Here is a 23,253-nt window from a genome sequence, read left to right as displayed (position 1 = left end):
AAAATTTCTTAATCAATACAAAACATGAGCGTTTTAGTAAACAAAGATTCAAAAATAATAGTTCAAGGATTTACTGGTAGTGAAGGTACTTTTCACGCAGGTCAAATGATTGAATACGGAACAAATGTAGTAGGTGGTGTAACACCAGGTAAAGGAGGTCAAACACATTTAGACAGACCAGTTTTTAACACAGTGCAAGAAGCTGTAGATAAAGCAGGAGCAGACACTACAATCATTTTTGTACCACCAGCATTTGCAGCAGACGCAATAATGGAAGCTGCTAACGCAGGAATTAAAGTAATTATTTGTATTACAGAAGGTATTCCTGTAGCAGATATGATTAAAGCAGCAGCTTATATCAAAGATAAAGACTGTAGATTAATTGGACCTAACTGTCCAGGAGTTATCACTCCAGGAGAAGCTAAAGTTGGTATTATGCCAGGTTTTGTTTTCAAAAAAGGAAAAGTTGGTATCGTATCTAAATCTGGTACATTAACGTATGAAGCTGCGGATCAAGTTGTAAAACAAGGATTAGGAATCACTACTGCAATTGGTATTGGTGGAGACCCAATTATTGGAACAACTACTAAAGAAGCTGTTGAGTTATTAATTAACGATCCAGAGACTGAATGTGTTGTAATGATTGGTGAAATTGGAGGTCAATTAGAAGCAGATGCTGCTAACTGGTACAAAGCTTCAGGTAGTAAAAAACCTATCGTTGGTTTTATAGCAGGAGAAACTGCACCAGCAGGACGTACAATGGGACATGCAGGAGCAATTGTTGGTGGATCTGATGATACAGCTCAAGCTAAAAAAGCAATTATGAGAGAATGTGGTATTCACGTAGTAGATTCTCCAGCAGAAATTGGTAAAAAAGTAGCCGAAGTTATGGCTTAAATTACTTAACACTAATGTGTTAAAATAATCCAAATATATAAACGTTTAAAGTTCGTTAGCTTAATTTAGCTAACGAACTTTTTTTATTAACATAATCAACCAAAAAATGAAACATTTAAAACTAATTTTAGCTTTAGCTGTTATTACTTTTGTTGCTAGCTGCAAAAAAAGTAATTCGGATACAACTGTAGCTAAAACAGAAACACAAAAGGATGCCAATGGATTTAGTTATCAAAGCGTAGCTAATGACCCAACAGGATTAAGATTGTATACCTTAGATAATGGTCTAAAAGTATATTTAAGCAAAAACACAGATGAGCCTAAAATCCAAACTTACATTGCTGTAAGAGCTGGTTCTAATTACGATCCTAAAGAATCTACTGGATTAGCTCATTATTTAGAGCACATGGTCTTTAAGGGTACCGATCAGATTGGTACAGTTAATTGGGAAACTGAAAAAAAATATCTAGACACTATTTCTAATTTATACGAAAAACATAGAGCGGAAAAAGATCCAGATAATAAACTAGCCATTTATAAAGAGATTGATCGCGTGTCTTTAGAAGCATCAAATTATTCAGTAGCTAATGAGTATGATAAAATGTCAAGCTCTTTAGGTGCTACAGGTACTAACGCTTATACTTGGTTTGAGCAAACAGTGTATACCAATAAAATTCCGGTAAACGAATTAGATAAATTTTTAGCACTAGAAAGCGAGCGTTTTGGACAAGTAGTTTTACGTTTATTTCATACAGAATTAGAAGCTGTTTTTGAAGAGTTTAATAGAGGTCAGGATAATGATGGTCGTAAACGTTATGCAGCTATGCTGGAAGGTTTATTCCCTAATCATCCTTATGGTCAGCAATCTACTATTGGTACTGCAGAGCATTTAAAAAATCCTTCTATGATAGATATTAATAACTATTTTGACAAATATTATGTACCAAATAATATGGCAGTCGTTTTAGTAGGTGATTTAGATTTTGAATCAACCATACAAAAAGTGAATAATACCTTTGGTAAGTTTGAAAGAAAAGAAGTAGAACATCCTGTATTACCTAAGGAAGAGCCATTAACTGCTATAGTAGAAAACGAGGTGTTTGGACCAACTGCAGAAAGTATTTCTATAGCCTACAGAACAGGCGGAGTTAATACTGAAGAAGAAAAACTTGTAACCTTAGCAGATATGATTTTGGCTAATGGTAATGCTGGTTTGATGGATTTAAATTTAAATCAAAAGCAATTAGTGCAATATGCTGGATCTTCAACAACATTTTTAAATGATTATGGTTACCATTCTTTAAGTGGATCACCTAAAGAAGGTCAGTCCTTAGAAGAGTTAAAAGGTTTAATGTTAGACCAAATTAACAAACTTAAAAAAGGTGAATTTGAAGATTGGATGATTGATGCAGTTATCAATGATCTTAAAAAATCTCAATTAAAGCAATTTGAAAGTAGTACAGCTGTGGCAGATGCTTATGTTGATGCTTTTATACATAACGAAAAATGGGAAGACAAAGTTCGTTTTTTAGACGATTTAAAAAAGATTACAAAACAACAATTGGTGGATTTTGCTAATTCATTTTACAAAGACAATTATGTTGTAACGTACAAACGTAAAGGTAATGACGACAAAATCGTAAAAGTACAAAACCCAGGAATTACACCTGTTAATCTTAACAGAGGTGCTAATTCTAAATATATCGAAGACTTTAATAAAATGGAGTCAGAAGCTTTAAAACCTGTATATGTGGATTATGCTTCAGCTATTAAGACAACTAAAACCGATAGCGGAATTAAAGTATCATATATTGAAAATGAATCTAATGATTTATTTGACTTAAACATCATTTTTGATATGGGAAGTGATAATGACAAAAAATTAGATTTAGCAGTAGGTTATTTAGAGTATTTAGGTACAGATAAATATTCAAATGAAGACTTGAAAAAAGAGTTTTATAAATTAGGAATAGATTATTACGTTAATACAGGTAATGAGCAAACTTTTATTGGTTTAAATGGGTTAAAAGAAAATCTTCCAAAAGGTCTTGAGCTATTAGAAGAATTATTGGATAATGCTGTACCAAACCAAGAAGCATATAGTAAATACGTACAATCTATTGCTAAAGGAAGACAAAATAATAAAACTAATAAAGGTAGTATTTTAAGAAGTGGTTTAATGAATTATGCTAAATATGGCGAAAATTCTAGCTTACGAAACATCATTCCTGTAACAGAATTAAATAGTATTAATCCTCAAGAATTAGTAAATCTAACTAAAGATTTAAAAAACTACAAACAGCGTATGTTTTATTACGGTAAAGATGTAGATAATGCAATTTCAGCTATAAATAAATCTCATAAAGTAAATCAAGATCTTAAAGATTATCCTGAAGCAGTTGCTTTTACAGAAAAAGAAACTGGAGGAAATGTGTATTTTGTAGATTTTGATATGGTACAGTCCGAAATGATGTTTTTAGCAAAAGGAGAACCTTTTAAAGCAGAAAACATGGCTGCATCAACATTATTTAACACCTATTTTGGAGGAGGTTTATCCTCAATAGTTTTTCAGGAAATTAGAGAATCTAAATCATTAGCATATTCTGCATGGTCTAATTATAGTACTGCTAGAGAAAAAGACGATTCTAATTACGTAATGGCATACATTGGTACTCAGGCAAACAAAATGCCACAAGCAGTGGAGGCTATGATGGGATTAATGAATGATATGCCAGAATCTGAAGCTCAGTTTAATGCAGCTAAAGAGTCTACTTTAAAGCAAATAGCAGCACAACGTATTAATAAATCTAGTATTTTCTGGAGTTATGAAAGACTTCAAAAATTAGGAATCTCAGAGGATAACAGAGAGGCTATGTATAATGCAATTAAAGATATGACTTTAGCGGATTTACGCGAGTTTTTTAATAAAAACATTAAAGGCGAAGATTATAACGTTATGGTAATTGGAAACAAAAAAGATGTGGATTTAAAAGCTCTAAATAAATTAGGAAAAGTACAAGAGATGGATGTTGATTATTTATTTAATTACGAAAAACAAGAAGACGTTAAAATGTAATTAAAACAACATAAACAGACTGCAAGAAGTCTATAGATTAAAACCTCATAATTGTATAAATTATGAGGTTTTTTTACACATAACAATTTGTAATTACTATATTTGAATTAGTAAACTAACAATATATTTTCGATTAAATCGAAAAGCAAAAAATAGATCATAAATGAAACTTTTAGAAGGGAAAACAGCAATTATTACAGGTGCTTCCAGAGGTATTGGTAAAGGTATTGCTCAAGTATTTGCTCAGCAAGGTGCAAATGTAGCATTCACTTACAGTTCGTCTGTAGAGGCTGCAAACGCGTTAGAAAAAGAATTAAATGCTTTTGGTGTAAAAGCAAAAGGATATAAAAGTAACGCAGCAAGTTTTGACGAAGCACAGCAATTAGCAGAGGATGTTTTAGCAGAATTTGGTAGCATTGATGTGTTAATAAATAATGCAGGTATTACTAAAGATAACTTGTTAATGAGAATGGGTGAACAAGATTTTGATCAAGTAATTGAAGTTAATCTTAAGTCTGTTTTTAATATGACAAAAGCAGTACAACGTACTATGTTAAAGCAACGTAAAGGATCTATAATTAACATGAGTTCTGTGGTTGGTGTTAAAGGTAATGCTGGACAAACTAACTACGCAGCATCAAAAGCTGGTATTATTGGTTTTTCTAAATCTGTAGCTTTAGAGTTAGGCTCTAGAAATATTAGAAGTAATGTGATTGCACCAGGTTTTATCGAAACTGAAATGACTGCAAAGTTAGATGAAGAAACCGTTAAAGGATGGCGTAATGCTATACCACTTAAACGTGGTGGTACACCAGAAGATATTGCTAATGTATGTGTGTTTTTAGCATCAGATATGTCTGCCTATGTAACTGGACAAACTATAAATGTTGATGGTGGAATGTTAACCTAAAATTGGGTTAACCACAAACTGTCCTACAATAATTAAACCATGAAAAACATTATTTTTGCATTGACGCTTTTTTTAGTGTCAACGTTAAATGCTTCAGCTCAAGAATGGATTGACTATAAATCCGAAGAGCATGCATTTATTGCTAAATATCCTGTGCAACCTGTACAAACACTTGAAGTGATAGATACGGAAGCAGGACCTTTAGATATGTACATGATTATGCATGTGGCAACTTCAGAAAATAGTACTAATGTTGTTTATTCTGTTATAAAATCAGCATATCCAAAATCTCAATTTGAAGATGTAGCAGATAATTATGAAGATGAAGTCCTTGATGCAGCAGTTCAAGGTGCTGTGCAAAATGTTAATGGTACATTAATATTTAAAAACGAAGTAACTCACAATGGCTATCCAGGAAGGAGTATTAAAATTGAAATTGAAAAGGCATTTATTTATATGAATGCTTATTTGGTAGATAATGTAATGTTTATATCTCAAGTAATATGCTTGACAGAAAATGATAATAATAAGGATATCAAACGTTTTATGGAGGCTTTTGATATTATTAAAGTAAAAGAAGATTAAGTGTCAACAGATACTATATTATATATCATTTTATCAGGAATAATCGCTGTATTATTAGCCTTATTTCAGTATTATTATAAAACAAAAAGCGCATCAAAGGATAATGCGCTTTTTGCTTTTTTACGTTTTATCACCTTATTTTCAGTCTTATTATTACTAATAAATCCAAAATTTGAGCAAGTAGAATATTACACTGAAAAACCAAACTTAATATTAGCGGTAGATAATTCAGCATCGTTAAAGCATTTAAATCAAGCAGATAAGGCTAAAACATTCACTAACTATGTTTTAAAAAACACTCAGGTTACTGATAAATTTAATGTAAAACTGTTTGCTTTTGGAGAGGATATAAACGTTGCAGATAGTTTTACTTTTGCAGATCGCCAAACTAATATTGATAAGGTTTTCAAATCCTTAACACAAGTATATAAAAACACAGTGTCGCCAACTATAGTGGTAACAGATGGTAATCAGACTATTGGTAATGATTATCAATTTTCTGCAAAAAAATATAATCAAGCTATTTACCCAATAATCCTTGGTGATACAGTAGTTTACTCAGATTTGCAGATTAGTAAGCTAAATGCTAATAAATACGCATATTTAAAAAATAATTTTCCTATTGAAGCTATAGTAGTCTATAATGGTAATCAACCAATAACTAGCAAGTTTATAGTCACAAAAGGAAATGCTACCGTTTTTTCCAAACCAATTACTTTAGATAAATCTAATAATAGTCAAGTTTTAAATTTTACTTTACCTGCAAATGATGTTGGAGTGCAAGATTACAAAGCCCAAATAATTCCGTTAGATACTGAAAAAAATAAGACCAATAACTACAAAAATTTTGCAGTAGAAGTCATTGATCAAAAATCTAAAATTGCTATTGTAAGTACTATTTTGCATCCTGATTTAGGAGCTATAAAAAAAAGTATTGAAAGTAATGAGCAACGTGAAGTTGTGTTTTTAAAACCTAATAAAATTTTAAATCAATTAAACGATTTTCAATTAGTTATACTGTATCAGCCAAATGCTTTATTTAAGTCTTTGTTTGATGAATTACAAAAGCAAAACAAAAATAAATGGGTTATTATTGGAGCAAAAACAGATTGGCAATTTTTAAATAAAGTGACTAGTAGTTATAATTTAGATTATACCTCGCAAACCGAAGATTATCAACCTTCTTTAAATAAAAATTATAACCCTTTTATAGTTGAAGATATAGATTTTGAAAATCTTCCTCCTTTAAAATCTGCTTTTGGTGAGTCTATTTTTAATCAACCGTTTGAAACAATATTATATAAAACAGTATCTGGTATAAAAACAGAACAACCGTTATTAGCCACTTTAGAAACTAATGGAACTAGGAAAGCAGTATTGTTTGGAGAAGATATTTGGAAATGGCGAGCACAAAGTTATATTAACGAAGACAGTTTTTTAAAATTTGATAATTTTGTTGGTAAATTAGTTCAATATTTGGCATCTAATAAGCGTCGCAATAGATTGAATATTGATTATAATTCATTTTACAACGGAAGTGATAATATTGTTATAAACGCTCAGTTTTTTAATAAAAATTACGAGTTTGATACTGATGCATCCTTGGTGATTTCATTAAAAAACACAAAAACCCAAGCTGTTTTAAATAGACCTTTGATTTTAAAAGGAAATAGTTATCAAGTTAACTTAAATGGATTAGAATCTGGAAACTACAACTTTACGGTAAATTCAGCTTCAGAGAATATTTCAGTTTCTGGTACTTTTAAAATTATTGAGTATAACGTAGAGCAACAATTTTTAAACGCAGATGTAACAAAGTTGCAACAATTAGCTACTAATAGTGGTGGTGAAGCATATTTTATAAATAGTTACGAGGCTTTAATCGATAGTTTATTAATGGATAATCGTTACCAACCCATTCAAAAAAGCAATAAAAGTGTTGTACCTTTGATTGATTGGTCATATTTACTATTTATTATCGCTTTAAGCTTAGCGTTAGAATGGTTTATCAGAAAATTTAAAGGATTAATTTAAAATTAAAAAAAATTATGGAAAAATTACCAAAAGGAGCATTTCCTTTTATAATAGCAGCAGTAATAGGATTAATTATTATGGCTAAATCGGTTAAAACAATTGATTCTGGTCATGCAGGAGTATTGTATCAACTTGGAGGTGGAGTAGATCCAGATAGCGAACCACTTGGTGAAGGTATAAATTTTGTAGCACCTTGGAACAGTGTTATCGATTACGAGGTTAGACAACAAGAATTACCAGAAAAAATGTCTGTGTTATCTTCAAACGGTTTGGATATTAAATTAGATGCTTCTGTATTATATCAACCTGATTATAAAAACTTAAGTAAATTACATAAAGAAAAAGGTAGAGAATATGTAAGCAGAGTATTGCAACCTGCCATACGTAGTGCAGCTAGAAGCGTTGTAGGACGTTATACTCCAGAGCAATTATATTCTAGTAAACGTGATGCTATTCAAGATGAAATTTTTGAAGAAACCAAAAAAATCGTCGAGTCACAATACATACAATTAAATAACATTTTGATTAGAGATGTGACTTTACCTCCAACTATTAAAGATGCAATTGAGCGTAAACTTAAACAAGAACAAGAATCTTTAGAGTATGAGTTTAGATTAGTTACTGCAGCTAAAGAAGCCGAAAAAGTTATTATCGAAGCTCAAGGTAAAGCTGATGCAAACAAAATTTTAAGTGCGTCATTAACTGATAAAATATTACAAGATAAAGGAATAGAAGCTACTGTAAAGCTTTCAGAATCTAATAATAGCAAAGTAATTGTGATTGGATCAGGAGATAGCGGAATGCCTATTATTTTAGGTAATCAATAAATTTAGAGTTATTTTTTTTATTAAACTTAAAATTATTTTATAATATATTTGGTTTTTAAAATAAATTTTAACAATATTTGTAAAGAAGAAAAAAAAGACATGAACTTTATTCAATTACATCATCATCATTTCCATACTAGCACTCAAGCCAGTTAGAAATGTATTGAATAAAATCAAAGTATATTTTAAAACCGTTTGAGTAAATCAAGCGGTTTTTTGTATTTATATACTTTCCTAAAGATTTACTCAAATTTTCAAAAGAATCTAAAAAATTTAAAAAGAAATAAAATGAGTAAATTAAAAATTGCAATTCAAAAATCAGGAAGATTAAACGAGGATTCGATGCAAATCCTTAAAGATGTTGGTATTTCCATAGATAATGGTAAAGACCAATTAAAAGCGTCTGCAAAAAACTTTCCACTAGAAATTTTTTATCTACGTAATGGAGATATTCCACAATACCTTAAAGATGGTGTGGTAGATGTTGCTATTATTGGAGAAAACGTATTAATAGAAAAAGGGAATGGGATTACAATTTCTGAAAAACTTGGATTTTCTACTTGTAAAGTTTCTGTGGCAGTGCCAAAAGGAGTAAAGTACAATTCAGTAAAAGATTTAGAAGGAAAACGTATTGCAACGTCTTACCCAAATACTGTTAATCAGTTTTTAGAGAAAAACGGAGTAACAGCCAACTTACACATTATTAATGGTTCTGTAGAGATTGCTCCAAATATTGGATTAGCAGATGCTATTGTAGATATTGTCTCTAGCGGAAGTACTTTATTCAAAAACGGTTTAAAAGAAGCAGAGGTTATTTTAAAGTCAGAAGCTGTACTAGCGGTTTCTCCTCAGATTTCTGATGACAATCAAGCTATTCTTGATAAATTACAATTCAGATTACAATCTGTTTTAAAAGCCAGACAATCACGTTACGTATTATTAAATGCACCAAATAACAAGGTGGAGGATATTATAAATATTTTACCAGGAATGAAAAGTCCAACGGTTTTACCATTGGCGCAAGAGGGTTGGAGCTCAATCCACTCTGTAATTAATAAAAATGATTTCTGGGAAATTATTGACGAACTAAAACTAAACGGAGCAGAAGGTATCCTAGTTTGTCCAATCGATAACATGGTATTATAATGAAAACGATAAACAACCCAGAAAAAGCAACGTGGTCAGACATTTTGCAACGTCCAACACAAACTGTTAATGATATAGAAGCTACGGTAACTCAAATTTTTGAAGACGTACAACGTAACGGTGATCAAGCAGTTGCTAAGTACACGCAATTATTTGATGGTGCAGAATTAAAAACAAATATCGTTACAGTTGAAGAGATTGAAATAGCAAGTGCCAAAGTTTCAAAGCCCTTAAAAGAAGCCATTCAGCAAGCAAAAAGCAATATTGAAGCGTTTCATACCGCGCAAAAAACCGAAAAAGTTAGCGTACAAACAACAGAAGGTGTTAACTGTTGGCAAGAAAAAAGAGCGATTCAGAAAGTCGGGATTTACATACCTGCAGGTACAGCGCCTTTGTTTTCTACAGTTTTAATGCTTGGAGTACCTGCACAAATTGCAGGTTGTAAAGAGATTGTATTATGTTCGCCACCAAATAAAGAAGGTAAAATTGCTAACGAAATTTTATATGCAGCACAACTTTGCGGAGTGACTAAAATTATAAAAGTTGGCGGAATCCAAGCTATTGCTGGTTTAACGTTTGGTACAGCAAGTATTCCTCAGGTTTATAAAATATTTGGACCAGGAAATCAATTTGTAACCGTTGCTAAGCAATTATCAACTAAGTATGGTGTTGCTATTGACATGCCTGCTGGTCCAAGTGAGTTATTAGTTGTGGCAGATGATACTGCAAATGCTAGTTATGTGGCTTCGGATTTATTAAGTCAAGCAGAACATGGTGCAGATAGCCAAGTCATTTTGGTGTCAACCTCTCAAAAGCTAATTGACGCTGTCGCGGAAGAGATTCAGCTTCAGCTAAAAGCACTTCCAAGACAAGACATTGCACAACAAGCTATAGATAATTCTAAATCTATTTTAGTTGAAACTGATGCCATCGCCTTAGATTTAATTAATCAATACGGACCAGAACACTTTATTGTTTGTACAAATAATAACGATTTTTATGTGGACGGTATCGAGAATGCAGGATCGGTATTTATTGGTAATTACACACCAGAAAGTGCTGGAGATTATGCATCTGGAACCAATCACACCTTACCAACTAATGGATTTAGTAAAGCCTATTCAGGAGTGAATTTAGATAGTTTTACAAAAGCGATTACCTTTCAGAATATTACAAAACAAGGGTTGCTAAATATTGGAAACACTATTGAGTTAATGGCTGAAGCCGAAGGATTACAAGCACATAAAAACGCGGTGACTATTCGTTTAAAGGATTTAAAATAATGCAACGTCATACTGAACTGGTTTCAGTATCAAACAAGAATAAATAATGGGACACTGAAATAAATTCAGTGTGACGTGATGTTTGAAAAAAGAGTTAAGAAACGGGAAACGAGAAACAGGAAACAAGAATCATGGATTATGAATCGTGAATCATGAATTAAAGTTCGAAACACCATCTCAACGTCATGCTGAACTCGTTTCAGTATCACACAAGTAAAATAATGAGACACTGAAATAAATTCAGTGTGACGCAATGTTTGAAACAAGAGTTAAGAAACGGGAATCATGAATCGTGAATTGTAAATTATTAATCATTATTTAAAGTTCGAAACACCATCGCAACGTCATGCTGAACTCGTTTCAGTATCACACAAGTTTTTAAATAATGAGACACTGAAATAAACTCAGTGTGACGCGATGTTTGAAACATGAGTTAAGAAACAAGAATTATGAATTGTGAATCATGTATCGTGAATTATGAATTATGAATCATAATTTAAGGTTTAAACACTATCGCAACGTCATGCTGAACTAGTTTCAGTATCACACAAGAATAAAAATAATGAGACACTGAAATAAACTCAGTGTGACGTGATGTTTGAAAAAAGAGTTAAGAAACGAGAAACGAGAAACGAGAAACAGGAAACAAGAATCATGGATTATGAATCGTGAATCATGAATTAAAGTTCGAAACACTATCACAACGTCATACTGAACTGGTTTCAGTATCACACAAGAATAATACAACAGAATACTGCCAATACATTTAGTAATAAGAAAAAATGAACCAAAAAATAAACATAAACAATCTGGTTAGAGCTAACATAAAAGCGTTAAAACCGTATTCTTCTGCAAGAGATGAGTTTAAAGGGACTGCAGATGTTTTTCTAGATGCAAACGAGAATCCATTTGGAGATTTAAACAGATATCCTGATCCGCAGCAAAAAGAGATTAAGGATAAATTATCTGCTATCAAAAAGGTCGCAACAGACCAAATTTTTATTGGAAATGGTAGTGACGAAGTTATTGATTTAGCGTTTCGTATTTTTTGCGAGCCAGGAAAAGACAAGGTTTTAACCTTTACGCCAACGTACGGGATGTATAATGTGTCTGCCAACATCAATAATATTGAAGTTATAGAACAACCGTTAATTAATGATTTTCAGATTAATTTAAATCAATTACAACCGTATTTAGATTTTGAAGATGTTAAAATCATATTTATATGTTCGCCTAATAATCCAACAGGAAACAGTTTAAATCCAGATGATATTGAATATATTTTGGAGAATTTTAATGGTATCGTGATTGTGGACGAAGCATATATTGATTTTAGCGCACAAGCGTCATTTATTAAAAATATTGATAAATATGATAATTTAATTGTTAGTCAAACTTTTAGTAAAGCGTGGGGATTGGCAGGTGTTAGAGTAGGAGTTGCTTATGCTAGTCAGTCTATAATTACACTTTATAACCGTGTTAAACCGCCTTATAATGTTAGTACTTTAAACCAAGAAGCGGTTTTGAAAAGTTTGAATAATTTGGAAGAAGTGACTCAAAACATTGAGACTATTCTTGAAGAAAGAACGAAGTTAAAAGAGGCTTTAAGTAAATTAGAGATAGTTAAAAAAATATATCCTACAGATGCTAATTTTTTGTTAGTAGAAGTGGAAGATGCTAATAAAACGTATCAATATTTAATTGAGCAGAAGGTCATTATTAGAAATAGAAATACACAAGTTAAAAATTGCATTCGAATAACTGTTGGGACACCGGAAGAAAACAATACATTAATCGAAACATTAAAATTAGTATAACGTGTCATTCTGAACTGGTTTCAGAATCTCACTACAAAAAATAGCACATGAAAAAAGTATTATTCATAGACAGAGACGGAACATTGGTATTAGAGCCACCTGTAGATTATCAATTGGATAGTTTAGAGAAGTTAGAGTATTACCCAAAAGTGTTTCAATATATGGCTAAAATAGCTTCAGAATTGGATTACGAACTGGTAATGGTTACTAATCAGGATGGTTTAGGAACAGATTCATTTCCTGAAGATACCTTTTGGCCTGCACAAAATAAAGTGATGACTGCTTTTGAAAAGGAAGGCGTTGTTTTTAGTGATGTTTTTATTGATAAAACATTTCCGCATGAAAATGCAGAGACACGTAAGCCTAGAACAGGCTTATTGACCAAGTATTTTGATCAAGAAAAGTATGATTTAGCAAATAGTTTTGTTTTAGGAGACCGTATTACGGACATGGAATTGGCTAAAAATTTAGGCGCTAAAGGTATCTTTTTGTCTGAAGATCCAGAATTAGGAGCTGATGAAATTGAAACATCAAAACAAGCTATTTTTGATTGTATAGCATTGACTAGTACAGATTGGGAAGCAATCTATGAGTTTTTAAAATTAGAAGATCGTGTTCAAGAAATTACTAGAAACACTAACGAGACTAAGATTTATATCAAATTAAATTTAGATGGTTCTGGAAAAAATGATATTGATACTGGTTTATCCTTTTTTGACCACATGCTAGACCAAATTGGTCGTCATGGCGCAATGGATTTAACTATTAAAGTAGAAGGCGATTTAGAAGTAGACGAGCACCACACGATAGAAGACACGATGATTGCTTTAGGGGAGTTGTTTAATAAAGCTTTAGGTAATAAATTAGGTATCGAGCGTTATGGTTTTTGTTTACCAATGGATGACTGTTTAGCGCAAGTTGCAGTTGATTTTGGTGGTAGAAACTGGTTGGAATGGGAAGCTGATTTTAAGCGTGAAAAGATTGGAGACATGCCAACCGAAATGTTTTTCCACCTGTTTAAGTCGTTTACAGATGGTGCAAAATGTAATTTGAATATTAAAGCAGAAGGTACAAATGAGCACCACAAAATAGAAGGTATTTTTAAAGCATTTGCAAAAGCTATGAAAATGGCAGTAAAACGTGATTCTAACAAAATGTTTTTACCATCAACAAAAGGGATGTTGTAAATCAGCTATTAGCTGTTAGCCATTTGCTGATAGCGAAAAACGAAAAGCCAAAATATGAAACTAGTAATTATAGATTACGGAGCAGGAAATATAAAAAGCATACAATTTGCGTTTAAACGCTTAGGGTATGACGCTATATTATCTAATATTCCTGAAGAAATTAAAGCAGCAGATAAAGTGATTTTCCCAGGAGTTGGAGAGGCTAGCTCAGCAATGGATATGCTAAAAGCAAGTGGTTTGGACGTGTTGATTCCGACGTTAACGCAGCCTGTATTAGGAATTTGCTTAGGGATGCAATTAATGTGTAGATCGTCTGAAGAAGGCAATACAGAAGGTTTAGGTATTTTTGATGTGGCTGTTAAGCGTTTTGACAACTCGGTTAAAGTGCCACAAATGGGATGGAATACTATTGCAAATCTAAAGTCTGATTTGTTTAAGGATGTCAAAAATGAAGCGTTTATGTATTCTGTACATAGTTTTTATGCCGAAAACTGTAAAGAAAGTATCGCAACTACTACTTATAGTATAGACTTTGCTTCAGCTTTGCAACACAATAATTTTTATGGTGTGCAATTTCACCCTGAAAAGAGTAGTACTGAAGGAGAACAGATATTAAAGAATTTTATTGAGTTGTAAACCACAATGGTGTCACCTTGAGCGTAGTCACAAGGATTCAATTTAAACTAATAGTAATCAAAAAATAAATTCCCACTTTGTGGGCTAGAAATATGAGAATAATACCAGCAATAGACATTATAGAAGGGAAGTGTGTACGTTTGACAAAAGGAGATTATAGTACAACTAAAATCTATAGTGAAAACCCATTAGAAATCGCTAAACAATTTGAAGATGCAGGAATAGAATACTTGCATATGGTTGACTTAGAAGGTGCAAAAGCATCTCATGTGGTTAATTATAAAGTCTTAGAGCAAGTCGCATCTAAAACCAATCTTAAAATCGATTTTGGAGGTGGTTTAAAGTCTGATAACGATATTATAACAGCTTTTAACTCTGGAGCAAAACAAATTACAGGAGGAAGTATAGCTGTTAAAAACAGAGATGCATTTGAAGGTTGGATCCGTAAGTATGGTTCTCAAAAAATAATTCTTGGTGCAGATTGCAATAATGAGAAAATAGCAATTAGTGGTTGGCTAGAGGAGAGTAGCTTGGAAGTTATTCCGTTTATAAAAGATTACCAAAAACAAGGCATACAATATGTGGTTTGTACGGATATTTCTAAAGATGGCATGTTGGAAGGACCTTCTATAGAATTGTATAAAAATATTATTGAACAATGCAGTAATGACAGTTCTGGTCAGTCGGTTAAATTAATTGCTTCAGGAGGAGTAACAACTATAGCAGACTTAGAAAAGCTTGCAGAGATTGGATGTGAAGGTGTAATTATAGGAAAAGCATTGTATGAAAACAGAATTACTTTAAAAGAATTAGAACGCTTTTTATAATAGTGATTAGAGTGCTATTGTGGCATTGAAAATTACAATTTTGACGTCACACTGACCGCAGTCGAAGTGTCTCTAAAATAAAATATAGTAGTATAATAATTAATAATAATCCTTGATTTCGAGGACATAAATATGCTTACAAAACGAATCATACCATGCTTAGACATCAAAGACGGAAGAACCGTTAAAGGTGTCAATTTTGTAAACCTACGTGATGCAGGAGATCCTGTGGAATTAGCGAAGCAATACGCATTAAAAGGTGCAGACGAATTAGTGTTTTTGGATATTTCAGCGACACTAGAAGGCCGAAAAACCATGATTGATATGGTTTTAAAAGTAGCAGAACATGTTAATATTCCGTTTACAGTTGGAGGAGGTATTTCTTCAATCGCAGATGTTGATGTGTTATTAAAATCTGGTGCTGATAAAGTATCTATCAATTCTTCAGCAGTAAAAAGACCAGAATTAGTTAACGAATTGGCCAATAAGTTTGGGAGTCAGTGTGTTGTGGTTGCTATTGATGCTAAACAAATTGATGGCGAATGGATTGTACATTTGGCTGGTGGAAGTATTCCAACCGAGTTAAATTTATTTGATTGGGCAAAAGAAGTTGAGAGTAGAGGGGCAGGAGAGATTTTGTTTACATCTATGAATAACGATGGAACAAAAGCTGGTTTTGCAAATGAAGCATTAGCAAAGTTATCAGAAACATTAAATATTCCGATAATAGCTTCAGGAGGCGCGGGAACAGTACAACATTTTGTAGACACTTTTAAAGATGGTAAATCTGACGCAGCTTTGGCTGCAAGTGTTTTTCATTTTGGAGAAATAGCAATACAAGATTTAAAAGAAGCATTACGAGAAAATAATATAGAAGTACGATTATAATAGATGTGTCTCCTCGAGCGCAGTCGAGAGGTTATTAGAAGACAATAACAGAAAAAGACGAATGTAAGACGGCAGACAAAGTAATAATAGCAACGTCATACTGAACTTGTTTCAGTATCATATAAAGTAAAGCAGAATAGGGAAGTTTGTTCCAAAAAAAACAGAGCAAAGAAAACATAACGTCACTTCGAGTGCTTTGTAAAGCATGAGCAAATTGTATCGAGAAGCGCAACAAAAAAGGTTCGCGATACAAAATTGAAGAACAAGCAATTTCACTCGAACTGACGACATAGAAATAATCGCAACGTCATACTGAACTTGTTTCAGTATCACATAAAGTAAAACATAAAAATGTAGTTTGCACCAATAAAAACAGAGCAAACGACATTGCGTCACTTCGAGTGATTTGTGAAGCATGAGCAAATTGTATCGAGAAGCACAACAAAATAAGTTCTCGATACAAAATTGCAGAACAAGCAATTTCACTCGAACTGACGACGCAGAAATAATCGCAACGTCATACTGAACTTGTTTCAGTATCGCATAATTAAGAAAATATTGCTAAAAAACACACAATGTATTTAGCAATACCAATACATAACAAGATGACTATAGATTTCAACAAAAACAATGACGGTTTAGTACCAGCAATAATTCAAGATGCCACAACAAAAAACGTATTGATGTTGGGTTACATGAATGAAGAAGCTTTCAATAAAACTAAAGAGACTAAATTGGTTACTTTTTTTAGTCGCACAAAAAACCGTTTGTGGACTAAAGGAGAAGAAAGTGGTAACGTATTAAACTTAGTTGATGTAAAGCTAGATTGTGACAACGACACCTTATTAATACAAGTCAATCCCAAAGGACCAACGTGTCACAAAGGATCTGATACGTGTTGGAACGACACTAATTCTGAAAATTTCGGTTTTATTTCAAAATTAGAAAACACTATTGAAAGTAGAGTGGCAGCGGGTAACACAGAGAAATCTTATGTAGCGTCGTTATTTGCTTCAGGAATTAATAAAGTAGCACAAAAAGTTGGTGAAGAAGCGGTAGAAGTTGTTATTGAAGCAATGGATAATAAAGACGATTTATTTTTAAGTGAAAGTGCAGATTTACTGTTTCATTATTTAATGTTATTGCAAGCAAAAGGGTTTAAGCTTAATGATGTTGTGAATGTTTTAAAAGGAAGAGAGAAGAAATAAATATATAAAACTGTCGCTAATTTTTTAGCGACAGTTTATCTAATGATAAAATAGAAAGTTTAATCGTGCATTAGAACCACGTAAAACCGTTATGTATTATTACTTAGATGTGTTTTTTATTATTGCTAATGTTTGCTCTAGCCAATCTCTACCAAAATCTAAAGCAAGTTCTGGAGTGACACCTTTTCCTTCATAAGCTAAATACTCGTTAAAATCCATATCTGTTGGCGTAATATTAAAATTTCCAGAAGGTGTATTGTAATTGTACCCATAATTCATTCCGTAAGCAATAATACCGCGAGTTGTCTGTCCTAAATGTTTTACGTTTTTAAGTGCTTTTAGTTTTAAAGTAAATTGCTCGCCATTACTTCCTGTAAAGCAATTGGTTAAAATATACACATTCTTCTTTTTTAATAATTTTAAAAAGGGATCAGATAGTTTACTGTTTCCGCCAGCATTACTTCTTAAATCCACAATTACATTTGTTGCAGTTAGCTCTTTTTTCGCTTTAGCGTAAAAATCTTTAAATGCTTTTCGATTAGATTTACTAAATGAACTAAAGTTACCAAAATACAAGTATTGAGTATCTGGTGTTAATTGTCTAAACTCCCAATTAGATTGGTCTTTTATAGGTAATTCTTCGTTATTAGTATTAGTTGTTTTTTTATATATCCAAAGTCTTCCATTTTCAAAAGAAATGCTTTTAACAAAACCAGGAGTTCTAGTGCTTGGGTTGTAGTAAAACAGATTATATTTTAGTTCTGCGGTATGGGTAGCATAAACTATTATTTGTCCAGCATCCCATTGTTTTAGATTGCTTTTTAAAACAACACCTACTAAGGTGTCACTATCTTTTTGTTGGTAAATTCCAATTTTAAGATCGACCCCATAATTATAAACACCTTCCAATTCTTGTTCATTTTTTTTAGATAATTCAGCCTCCAAATCGTTTAGATTATATTCTGATTTTGGGTGATTTTTAAAAACATTACTAGCTTTAAAGTCATTTAGTTTTAAAGTGTCGTTTAAAATCTCCTTGTTAATTGGTGTTTTAATATAGCTTAATGAGGCATGCACATCATTAACTAAAACCATTTGTTGTAATAACATTTTATAGCAGTCCTCTATTAAAATGGGCTGGTTCATTTGGTTAGATAAGTTGGTGTAGGTCTTTTCAAATTCGGTTGCTTTTTCACCTTTAATTTGTGTTTTAAAAGAAGGCATTGCTTTTATTTTTTCAACAATAAAATCTAAATCGGTTTTACAGTCGCAAGTTTCGGTTTGAGAAAAAGTAAGCTGAATAGAAGTTAAAAAAAGAACTAAAATTAATGTGAAATTTTTCATTGTAACGGGTTTTTATTGATTAAACTTTCTGAAGCAAAGATATATTTCAAATCAAATAAAAATCAATTATAATAAGGGTTTGGGGTGAAATACCGTTATGCTGTGGCGAAATTTAAAGCACTTTTAATAGCTTCTAAATAAGTTTTGGATATTGGCACTTCTATGTTGTGCGATAGCACTAAAAAGTGTTTGCCTTTTTCGGTTTTCCAAGACTGAAAATGATAAGGATTAATAATGAAAGAGCGATGTGTGCGTTGTAATTCTGAAAAAGTAGTTTCGATAGTAGATAATTTATTCCTGATCAAACTTTTTTTAAGAATAGAACCAGAAATATAAAAAACCTCAATATAATTATCTGAAGATTGTACTGTAATTAAATCGTTTAAATGAAGCTTTAAACTTTCATAATTACCTTCACCTTTAATCTCAATTTTTTTATCCTCTAATTTTTTTTCAAAATATTTTCCAAAAGCAAAACGACCAATAATTATAATTGGTAAAATAATAGCTAATGCAGGTAGTAAAAGTGATATGAGCATATAGCCTAAAGTATGTGGATTGGCTTGACCAGCGACTACAACATATAAATAATAAGATCTAGCTAAAATAAGAGAAACAACAGACAGGCTTAATAAAAACAGTATTTCGTGTTTTAATAACCAATTATTTTGCGACTGTTTATAAATGTAATTTTGTAGCGGTAAAAATAGTAAGTATGATAGCGTCGCAATCAGACTATAAAAAGGTAGGTACTTTAGTTTTTCTGTGGTATTAAGTTCGCTTATGTCTAAAGGCTCAGTAATAAATAAAAATAAAAAAATCCATAAAGCAAGACCAAACCCAATAATAACGTGGTGTTTTAAATAAGGGTCGAAGGGATATTTTAAATTCAAATTAAAAAAAAATTAAAAAGCATCAATTACATAATTGATGCTTTTGTGTGTATTGATTAGGTTTAAGATATCCATCCTTTTTTAGTTGCATGATTGGCTAGCCATACTAAAGCCATTCCAACAATCACTATCATTGGTGTCATTGCATTAGCCATTTTTAGTACAAATACTAAGTAATACATTTGTGCTAGTGCTGCAATTAACGAAATTAATAAAACATGAAAAGCCCATTTTTTTCTTATCACCAAAGCTAAGCTTCCAATTGCTCCAGCAAAAACAGCTATTGCAAAAGCACCAATATACCAAGAAGGTAAGTTTGCATACATCTCCTGTTCAGCTTTTGGTAGTTGTTCTAATACTTCGTCAGTCATCATAGATTGCCCTATGTAAGCAAATACGCCTAAAAGGTTCCATATTAAGGCAATAATGCTAATTACTAAAAACCACATAGGTGGTTTTTGTGAGGTTACATTTGTCATAAAGTTAGTTTTAGTTAGTTATTAAGGTTTCAAGGTATAAAATTTTTGCGAAATGATTACAAAGCAGTATTTTCGGCATTCATAAATTATCATGCAAAAAAAGTATTTCTACGTCATTACAATTCAATATTTAGGGTATAGGTTTCATGGTTGGCAAAAACAGCCTAACCTTAAGACTTTACATTTAATGATTGATCGTACTTTAAATTTTATTTTAGATAAAAAGAAATTTAAAACTTTAACGTCTGGTCGTACAGATGCTATGGTTAGTGCAGAAAATGCTGCTTTTGAATTGTTTTTAGAAGAGCCTATTGCAGATTTTGACGACTTTTTAGCTTTATTTAATTATAACTTACCGCAAGATTTACGTGCTTTAACAATAAAGGAGGTTGATAGTACATTTAATATTATACAACATTCAAAAATTAAAGAATATTTATACGTCTTTGCATTTGGAGGTAAATTTCATCCGTTTTGTGCACCAATTTTAACTACAATTTTAGATCCTTTAGATATAGAGTCAATGAAACAAGCGGCTAGACTGTTTGAAGGTGAGCACTTTTTAAAACACTATTGTTACAGACCAACAGATAATGGTATATATAACAGGACCATTTTAAAATGCGAAATTGTAGAAAATACTATGTATACAGCAAGCTTTTTTCCAGAACAAAGTTACATTCTACGTGTAAAAGGGAAAGGGTTTATGCGAAATCAAATCCGTTTAATGATGGGAGCATTGATTGAAGTTGGTCAAGGTAAACGTACTTTAGAGGATATTGAAGCTAGTTTAAGACCAGATTTTAAAGGTAATAACCATTATATAGCACCTGCTTCTGGGTTAATTTTAAAGGATATCGAATTTGAATAAAATTTATCAAATTCGTTGTGATTTTTACGTTTTAACACTTTTTTATTAAGAAAACACCACTCTTTAAAGGTGTTTATTGAAATTCTATAACATTCTTAAAAAATCATATAACATGTCAGCTTGATTAGTGTTGCATCTTTGTATCAAAGAAATTAACAACACTAAAAACAGAACACATGAATTATTTGAATATGCAAGATGAGAAATTACTACCTGTAGTTGTAGAGTTAAACACATTATTAGCAGATTATAATATATACTATCAAAAATTAAGAAGCTTCCATTGGAATGTATTAGGAAAAAACTTTTTTGACTTACACGAAAAGTTTGAAAACATGTATAATGAAGCTAAGCTTAAAGTAGATGAAATTGCAGAACGCATTTTAACATTAAGACATCATCCTGTAAGTAAGTTTAGTGATTACTTAAAAATATCGTCACTATCTGAAGCGTCAAGCCTAATAACTGATCAGGAAATGATAGAGGAGTTGCTTAACGACCACAAAACCATGTTAGCACAAATGTCTCAAGTACTTAGTAAAGCTGAAGATGCAGGAGATGAAGGTACAATTGACTTAATTGGAGCATATATTAGAGAATTAGAAAAATCAAGTTGGATGTTAAATGCTTGGTCAAAAAACACTTCAGATCAATTAAAAAAAGTAGTTACCAATAGTTAAACACAGGTTTTAATGCTATTAAAACTTTATTAACTAAACAAAATATTATGAAATCTCAATTATCAGAAGCATACAATTTACTAATCGATAAGTTAGAATCTTGGTTTAACGCGATTGTATCAAACATTCCAAATCTAATTTTAGCCATTATAGTCTTAATTGCAGCATATTTTATAGCTAAATATGTAAACAAATATGTGACAAAATTAGTGTCTAGAAAAATTCAGCAAAACTCAATTACAAACATGATAGGTAGTCTATCATCAGTAGTTGTAGTGCTAGCAGGACTGTTTTTAGCCTTAGGTATCCTAAACTTAAGTAAAACTTTAACCTCATTATTGGCAGGTGCTGGTGTGGCAGGTTTAGCAATAGGATTAGCATTGCAAGGTACATTATCTAACACATTTGCTGGTATTGTATTATCATTTAGAAAGAAAATACAAATAGGACATTGGGTAGAAACTAATGGGTATTCTGGAGAAGTTATTGACATAAATTTAAAAGACTTTACTATTAAAGAAGCGGATAACAACATGGTCATCATACCAAATAAGATGATTTTGGATAACCCAATGAAAAACTACACACTAACTACTAAAATGAGAGTTTTTCTAGAATGTGGCGTAGGGTATGAGTCTGATTTAGATCATGTAGAACAATTAACTAAACAAACCATTTGTGACACATTTGATCAAATAGAAAAACCAGAAGATGTTGAGTTTTACTATACAGAATATGGAGGAAGCTCTATTAATTACTTATGTAGATTTTGGATAGATGCAGAAAACGCTCTAGAAAAAATGAGATCAAAAAGTAAAGCTATTATTGAAATAAAGAAAGCTTACGATAAAGAAAATATAAATATACCATTTCCAATTAGGACTCTTCAATTTGATAATAAATTATCATTTGATGCGCCTAAAGAAACCGAGAATTCATTTTCAAATAATTAAAAGCAAAGCGCCTTTAATTAAATATTAATCATTAAAAAACCAAAAATTATGTTACGTTGGACAATCACATTTATTATTATCGCAATTATCGCTGGAATCTTAGGATTTGGTGGAATAGCAGGAGCATCTGCAGGAATTGCTAAAGTATTATTCTTCATTTTTTTAGTGTTATTTGTATTGACACTATTAAAAAAAGCTTAAATCTAATAACAAACTAATAAGAACTAATCAGCTTTTAAACTAATATTTTAAGCAAAAATAAGTAAGCTGATTAGTTTATTAAACCGTTAAAACCAAAAACAATGAAAAAACTTTTATATACATTTCTAATCCTATTTTCGCTTTCAATAGCTGTAACGGGATGTAGAGAAGAAAACAAAACGACTGAAGAAAAAGTTGAAGAAACTATAGATGACATAGACGACAACCTAGAGGACGCCTCGGATGATGTTGATGATGCTATGGATGATGTAGAAGATGAAATTGAAGAAATAGAAGAATAAAATAACCACTAACAACCAAAACAATGAAAAAACTAGCTCACACATTTATCTTGTTATTTTCAGTATCATTACTATTAACAGGATGTAGAGAAGAATCTACAGGAGAAAAAGTTGAAGACGCAGTAGAAAACGTTGCGGACGATGTAGAAGATGCAGTAGATTAAAACAAAAAAGAATAGCTAAGAAAAAGAAAAAATTAATTAATATAT

23 protein-coding genes are annotated in these 23,253 nt (G+C 31.6%); 20 read left to right on the top strand and 3 right to left on the bottom strand.

Going from position 1 to position 23,253, the window contains the following annotated elements; translation table 11 throughout:
- Positions 1 to 24 precede the first annotated feature (24 nt).
- The 14 genes from sucD to hisIE all read left to right on the top strand — a co-directional run bounded on the left by sucD (position 25) and on the right by hisIE (position 17,321).
- Entirely contained in the window at positions 25 to 897 is an 873-nt protein-coding gene (gene sucD, locus V6251_RS01255; RefSeq protein WP_292945185.1) for a succinate--CoA ligase subunit alpha, read from the top strand.
- Positions 898 to 1,003: 106 nt separating this feature from the next.
- Positions 1,004 to 3,973, top strand: coding sequence for a M16 family metallopeptidase (locus tag V6251_RS01250; protein WP_341586638.1), 2,970 nt, complete (start codon positions 1,004 to 1,006; stop codon positions 3,971 to 3,973).
- Positions 3,974 to 4,136: 163 nt separating this feature from the next.
- Positions 4,137 to 4,883, top strand: coding sequence for a 3-oxoacyl-[acyl-carrier-protein] reductase (gene fabG / locus V6251_RS01245; protein WP_341586637.1), 747 nt, complete (start codon positions 4,137 to 4,139; stop codon positions 4,881 to 4,883).
- 39 nt (positions 4,884 to 4,922) lie between these two features.
- Entirely contained in the window at positions 4,923 to 5,468 is a 546-nt protein-coding gene (locus V6251_RS01240) for a hypothetical protein (protein WP_341586636.1), read from the top strand.
- The gene (locus V6251_RS01235; protein ID WP_341586635.1) at positions 5,469 to 7,502 is read left to right on the top strand and encodes a VWA domain-containing protein; all 2,034 of its coding nucleotides are present in this window, start codon (positions 5,469 to 5,471) and stop codon (positions 7,500 to 7,502) included.
- A 14-nt stretch (positions 7,503 to 7,516) separates the two neighbouring features.
- Positions 7,517 to 8,329 (top strand): prohibitin family protein, encoded by an 813-nt coding sequence (locus V6251_RS01230; protein WP_145001756.1) that lies wholly within the window; start codon positions 7,517 to 7,519, stop codon positions 8,327 to 8,329.
- Between the two features lie 288 nt (positions 8,330 to 8,617).
- Positions 8,618 to 9,475, top strand: a complete 858-nt coding sequence (hisG, locus tag V6251_RS01225) for an ATP phosphoribosyltransferase (RefSeq protein ID WP_341586634.1) — start codon at positions 8,618 to 8,620, stop codon at positions 9,473 to 9,475.
- Positions 9,475 to 10,758 carry a histidinol dehydrogenase gene (gene hisD, locus V6251_RS01220; protein ID WP_341586633.1) on the top strand — a complete coding sequence of 428 codons (1,284 nt, stop codon included), beginning with the start codon at positions 9,475 to 9,477 and terminating at the stop codon, positions 10,756 to 10,758. Before hisG ends, hisD begins: the two co-directional genes overlap by 1 nt.
- A 782-nt stretch (positions 10,759 to 11,540) precedes the next feature.
- Positions 11,541 to 12,575 (top strand): histidinol-phosphate transaminase, encoded by a 1,035-nt coding sequence (hisC, locus tag V6251_RS01215; RefSeq protein ID WP_341586632.1) that lies wholly within the window; start codon positions 11,541 to 11,543, stop codon positions 12,573 to 12,575.
- A gap of 47 nt (positions 12,576 to 12,622) precedes the next feature.
- A complete protein-coding gene (gene hisB / locus V6251_RS01210; protein WP_341586631.1) occupies positions 12,623 to 13,762 on the top strand; it encodes a bifunctional histidinol-phosphatase/imidazoleglycerol-phosphate dehydratase HisB in 1,140 nt (379 codons plus the stop codon).
- Positions 13,763 to 13,816: 54 nt separating this feature from the next.
- Positions 13,817 to 14,398, top strand: a complete 582-nt coding sequence (gene hisH / locus V6251_RS01205) for an imidazole glycerol phosphate synthase subunit HisH (protein WP_341586630.1) — start codon at positions 13,817 to 13,819, stop codon at positions 14,396 to 14,398.
- 92 nt (positions 14,399 to 14,490) lie between these two features.
- The gene (gene hisA, locus V6251_RS01200) at positions 14,491 to 15,225 is read left to right on the top strand and encodes a 1-(5-phosphoribosyl)-5-[(5-phosphoribosylamino)methylideneamino]imidazole-4-carboxamide isomerase (RefSeq protein WP_341586629.1); all 735 of its coding nucleotides are present in this window, start codon (positions 14,491 to 14,493) and stop codon (positions 15,223 to 15,225) included.
- 132 nt (positions 15,226 to 15,357) lie between these two features.
- Complete coding sequence (gene hisF, locus V6251_RS01195) at positions 15,358 to 16,113, top strand: imidazole glycerol phosphate synthase subunit HisF (RefSeq protein WP_341586628.1); 756 nt, start codon at positions 15,358 to 15,360, stop codon at positions 16,111 to 16,113.
- 605 nt (positions 16,114 to 16,718) lie between these two features.
- Complete coding sequence (hisIE, locus tag V6251_RS01190) at positions 16,719 to 17,321, top strand: bifunctional phosphoribosyl-AMP cyclohydrolase/phosphoribosyl-ATP diphosphatase HisIE (RefSeq protein ID WP_341587161.1); 603 nt, start codon at positions 16,719 to 16,721, stop codon at positions 17,319 to 17,321.
- Positions 17,322 to 17,420: 99 nt separating this feature from the next.
- Here the strand turns inward: hisIE and V6251_RS01185 are convergent, their stop codons facing one another.
- From V6251_RS01185 to V6251_RS01175, 3 genes are all read right to left on the bottom strand, one after another.
- Positions 17,421 to 18,665, bottom strand: a complete 1,245-nt coding sequence (locus V6251_RS01185; RefSeq protein WP_341586627.1) for a hypothetical protein — start codon at positions 18,663 to 18,665, stop codon at positions 17,421 to 17,423.
- Positions 18,666 to 18,760: 95 nt separating this feature from the next.
- Positions 18,761 to 19,558, bottom strand: coding sequence for a LytTR family DNA-binding domain-containing protein (locus V6251_RS01180; RefSeq protein WP_341586626.1), 798 nt, complete (start codon positions 19,556 to 19,558; stop codon positions 18,761 to 18,763).
- 62 nt (positions 19,559 to 19,620) lie between these two features.
- Complete coding sequence (locus V6251_RS01175) at positions 19,621 to 20,037, bottom strand: hypothetical protein (protein ID WP_292945228.1); 417 nt, start codon at positions 20,035 to 20,037, stop codon at positions 19,621 to 19,623.
- Between the two features lie 91 nt (positions 20,038 to 20,128).
- Here V6251_RS01175 and V6251_RS01170 point away from each other — a divergent pair, with 91 nt between their 5' ends.
- The 6 genes from V6251_RS01170 to V6251_RS01145 all read left to right on the top strand — a co-directional run bounded on the left by V6251_RS01170 (position 20,129) and on the right by V6251_RS01145 (position 23,208).
- A complete protein-coding gene (locus V6251_RS01170) occupies positions 20,129 to 20,908 on the top strand; it encodes a tRNA pseudouridine synthase A (RefSeq protein ID WP_445933608.1) in 780 nt (259 codons plus the stop codon).
- Between the two features lie 176 nt (positions 20,909 to 21,084).
- Positions 21,085 to 21,588, top strand: coding sequence for a Dps family protein (locus V6251_RS01165; protein WP_341586625.1), 504 nt, complete (start codon positions 21,085 to 21,087; stop codon positions 21,586 to 21,588).
- 47 nt (positions 21,589 to 21,635) lie between these two features.
- Entirely contained in the window at positions 21,636 to 22,541 is a 906-nt protein-coding gene (locus tag V6251_RS01160) for a mechanosensitive ion channel family protein (protein ID WP_341586624.1), read from the top strand.
- Positions 22,542 to 22,589: 48 nt separating this feature from the next.
- Positions 22,590 to 22,742: a DUF1328 family protein gene (locus V6251_RS01155; protein ID WP_028282108.1), complete on the top strand. Its 153-nt coding sequence runs from the start codon at positions 22,590 to 22,592 to the stop codon at positions 22,740 to 22,742.
- Positions 22,743 to 22,843: 101 nt separating this feature from the next.
- On the top strand, positions 22,844 to 23,044 hold the full coding sequence (locus V6251_RS01150) for a hypothetical protein (RefSeq protein WP_341586623.1): 201 nt from the start codon (positions 22,844 to 22,846) through the stop codon (positions 23,042 to 23,044).
- Between the two features lie 23 nt (positions 23,045 to 23,067).
- Complete coding sequence (locus V6251_RS01145; RefSeq protein WP_191098705.1) at positions 23,068 to 23,208, top strand: hypothetical protein; 141 nt, start codon at positions 23,068 to 23,070, stop codon at positions 23,206 to 23,208.
- The last annotated feature ends 45 nt before the right edge of the window (positions 23,209 to 23,253 follow it).

Source organism: Olleya sp. Ti.3.14 (assembly GCF_038154885.1).
GTDB lineage: Bacteria > Bacteroidota > Bacteroidia > Flavobacteriales > Flavobacteriaceae > Olleya.
Note: the sequence above shows the minus strand (reverse complement) of the source record. Positions and strands in the feature narration are given on the sequence as shown.

Excerpts from the sequence above, each read along its gene's own strand:
- hisH (WP_341586630.1), top strand. The coding sequence starts at position 13,817 with ATGAAACTAGTAATTATAGATTACGGAGCAGGAAATATAAAAAGCATA.
- V6251_RS01165 (WP_341586625.1), top strand. The coding sequence starts at position 21,085 with ATGAATTATTTGAATATGCAAGATGAGAAATTACTACCTGTAGTTGTA.
- V6251_RS01145 (WP_191098705.1), top strand. The coding sequence starts at position 23,068 with ATGAAAAAACTAGCTCACACATTTATCTTGTTATTTTCAGTATCATTA.
- hisG (WP_341586634.1), top strand. The coding sequence starts at position 8,618 with ATGAGTAAATTAAAAATTGCAATTCAAAAATCAGGAAGATTAAACGAG.
- V6251_RS01150 (WP_341586623.1), top strand. The coding sequence starts at position 22,844 with ATGAAAAAACTTTTATATACATTTCTAATCCTATTTTCGCTTTCAATA.
- fabG (WP_341586637.1), top strand. The coding sequence starts at position 4,137 with ATGAAACTTTTAGAAGGGAAAACAGCAATTATTACAGGTGCTTCCAGA.
- hisD (WP_341586633.1), top strand. The coding sequence starts at position 9,475 with ATGAAAACGATAAACAACCCAGAAAAAGCAACGTGGTCAGACATTTTG.
- sucD (WP_292945185.1), top strand. The coding sequence starts at position 25 with ATGAGCGTTTTAGTAAACAAAGATTCAAAAATAATAGTTCAAGGATTT.
- V6251_RS01240 (WP_341586636.1), top strand. The coding sequence starts at position 4,923 with ATGAAAAACATTATTTTTGCATTGACGCTTTTTTTAGTGTCAACGTTA.
- hisA (WP_341586629.1), top strand. The coding sequence starts at position 14,491 with ATGAGAATAATACCAGCAATAGACATTATAGAAGGGAAGTGTGTACGT.
- hisF (WP_341586628.1), top strand. The coding sequence starts at position 15,358 with ATGCTTACAAAACGAATCATACCATGCTTAGACATCAAAGACGGAAGA.
- V6251_RS01175 (WP_292945228.1), bottom strand. The coding sequence starts at position 20,037 with ATGACAAATGTAACCTCACAAAAACCACCTATGTGGTTTTTAGTAATT.
- hisC (WP_341586632.1), top strand. The coding sequence starts at position 11,541 with ATGAACCAAAAAATAAACATAAACAATCTGGTTAGAGCTAACATAAAA.
- V6251_RS01250 (WP_341586638.1), top strand. The coding sequence starts at position 1,004 with ATGAAACATTTAAAACTAATTTTAGCTTTAGCTGTTATTACTTTTGTT.
- hisIE (WP_341587161.1), top strand. The coding sequence starts at position 16,719 with ATGACTATAGATTTCAACAAAAACAATGACGGTTTAGTACCAGCAATA.
- V6251_RS01160 (WP_341586624.1), top strand. The coding sequence starts at position 21,636 with ATGAAATCTCAATTATCAGAAGCATACAATTTACTAATCGATAAGTTA.
- V6251_RS01185 (WP_341586627.1), bottom strand. The coding sequence starts at position 18,665 with ATGAAAAATTTCACATTAATTTTAGTTCTTTTTTTAACTTCTATTCAG.
- V6251_RS01170 (WP_445933608.1), top strand. The coding sequence starts at position 20,129 with ATGCAAAAAAAGTATTTCTACGTCATTACAATTCAATATTTAGGGTAT.
- V6251_RS01230 (WP_145001756.1), top strand. The coding sequence starts at position 7,517 with ATGGAAAAATTACCAAAAGGAGCATTTCCTTTTATAATAGCAGCAGTA.
- hisB (WP_341586631.1), top strand. The coding sequence starts at position 12,623 with ATGAAAAAAGTATTATTCATAGACAGAGACGGAACATTGGTATTAGAG.
- V6251_RS01155 (WP_028282108.1), top strand. The coding sequence starts at position 22,590 with ATGTTACGTTGGACAATCACATTTATTATTATCGCAATTATCGCTGGA.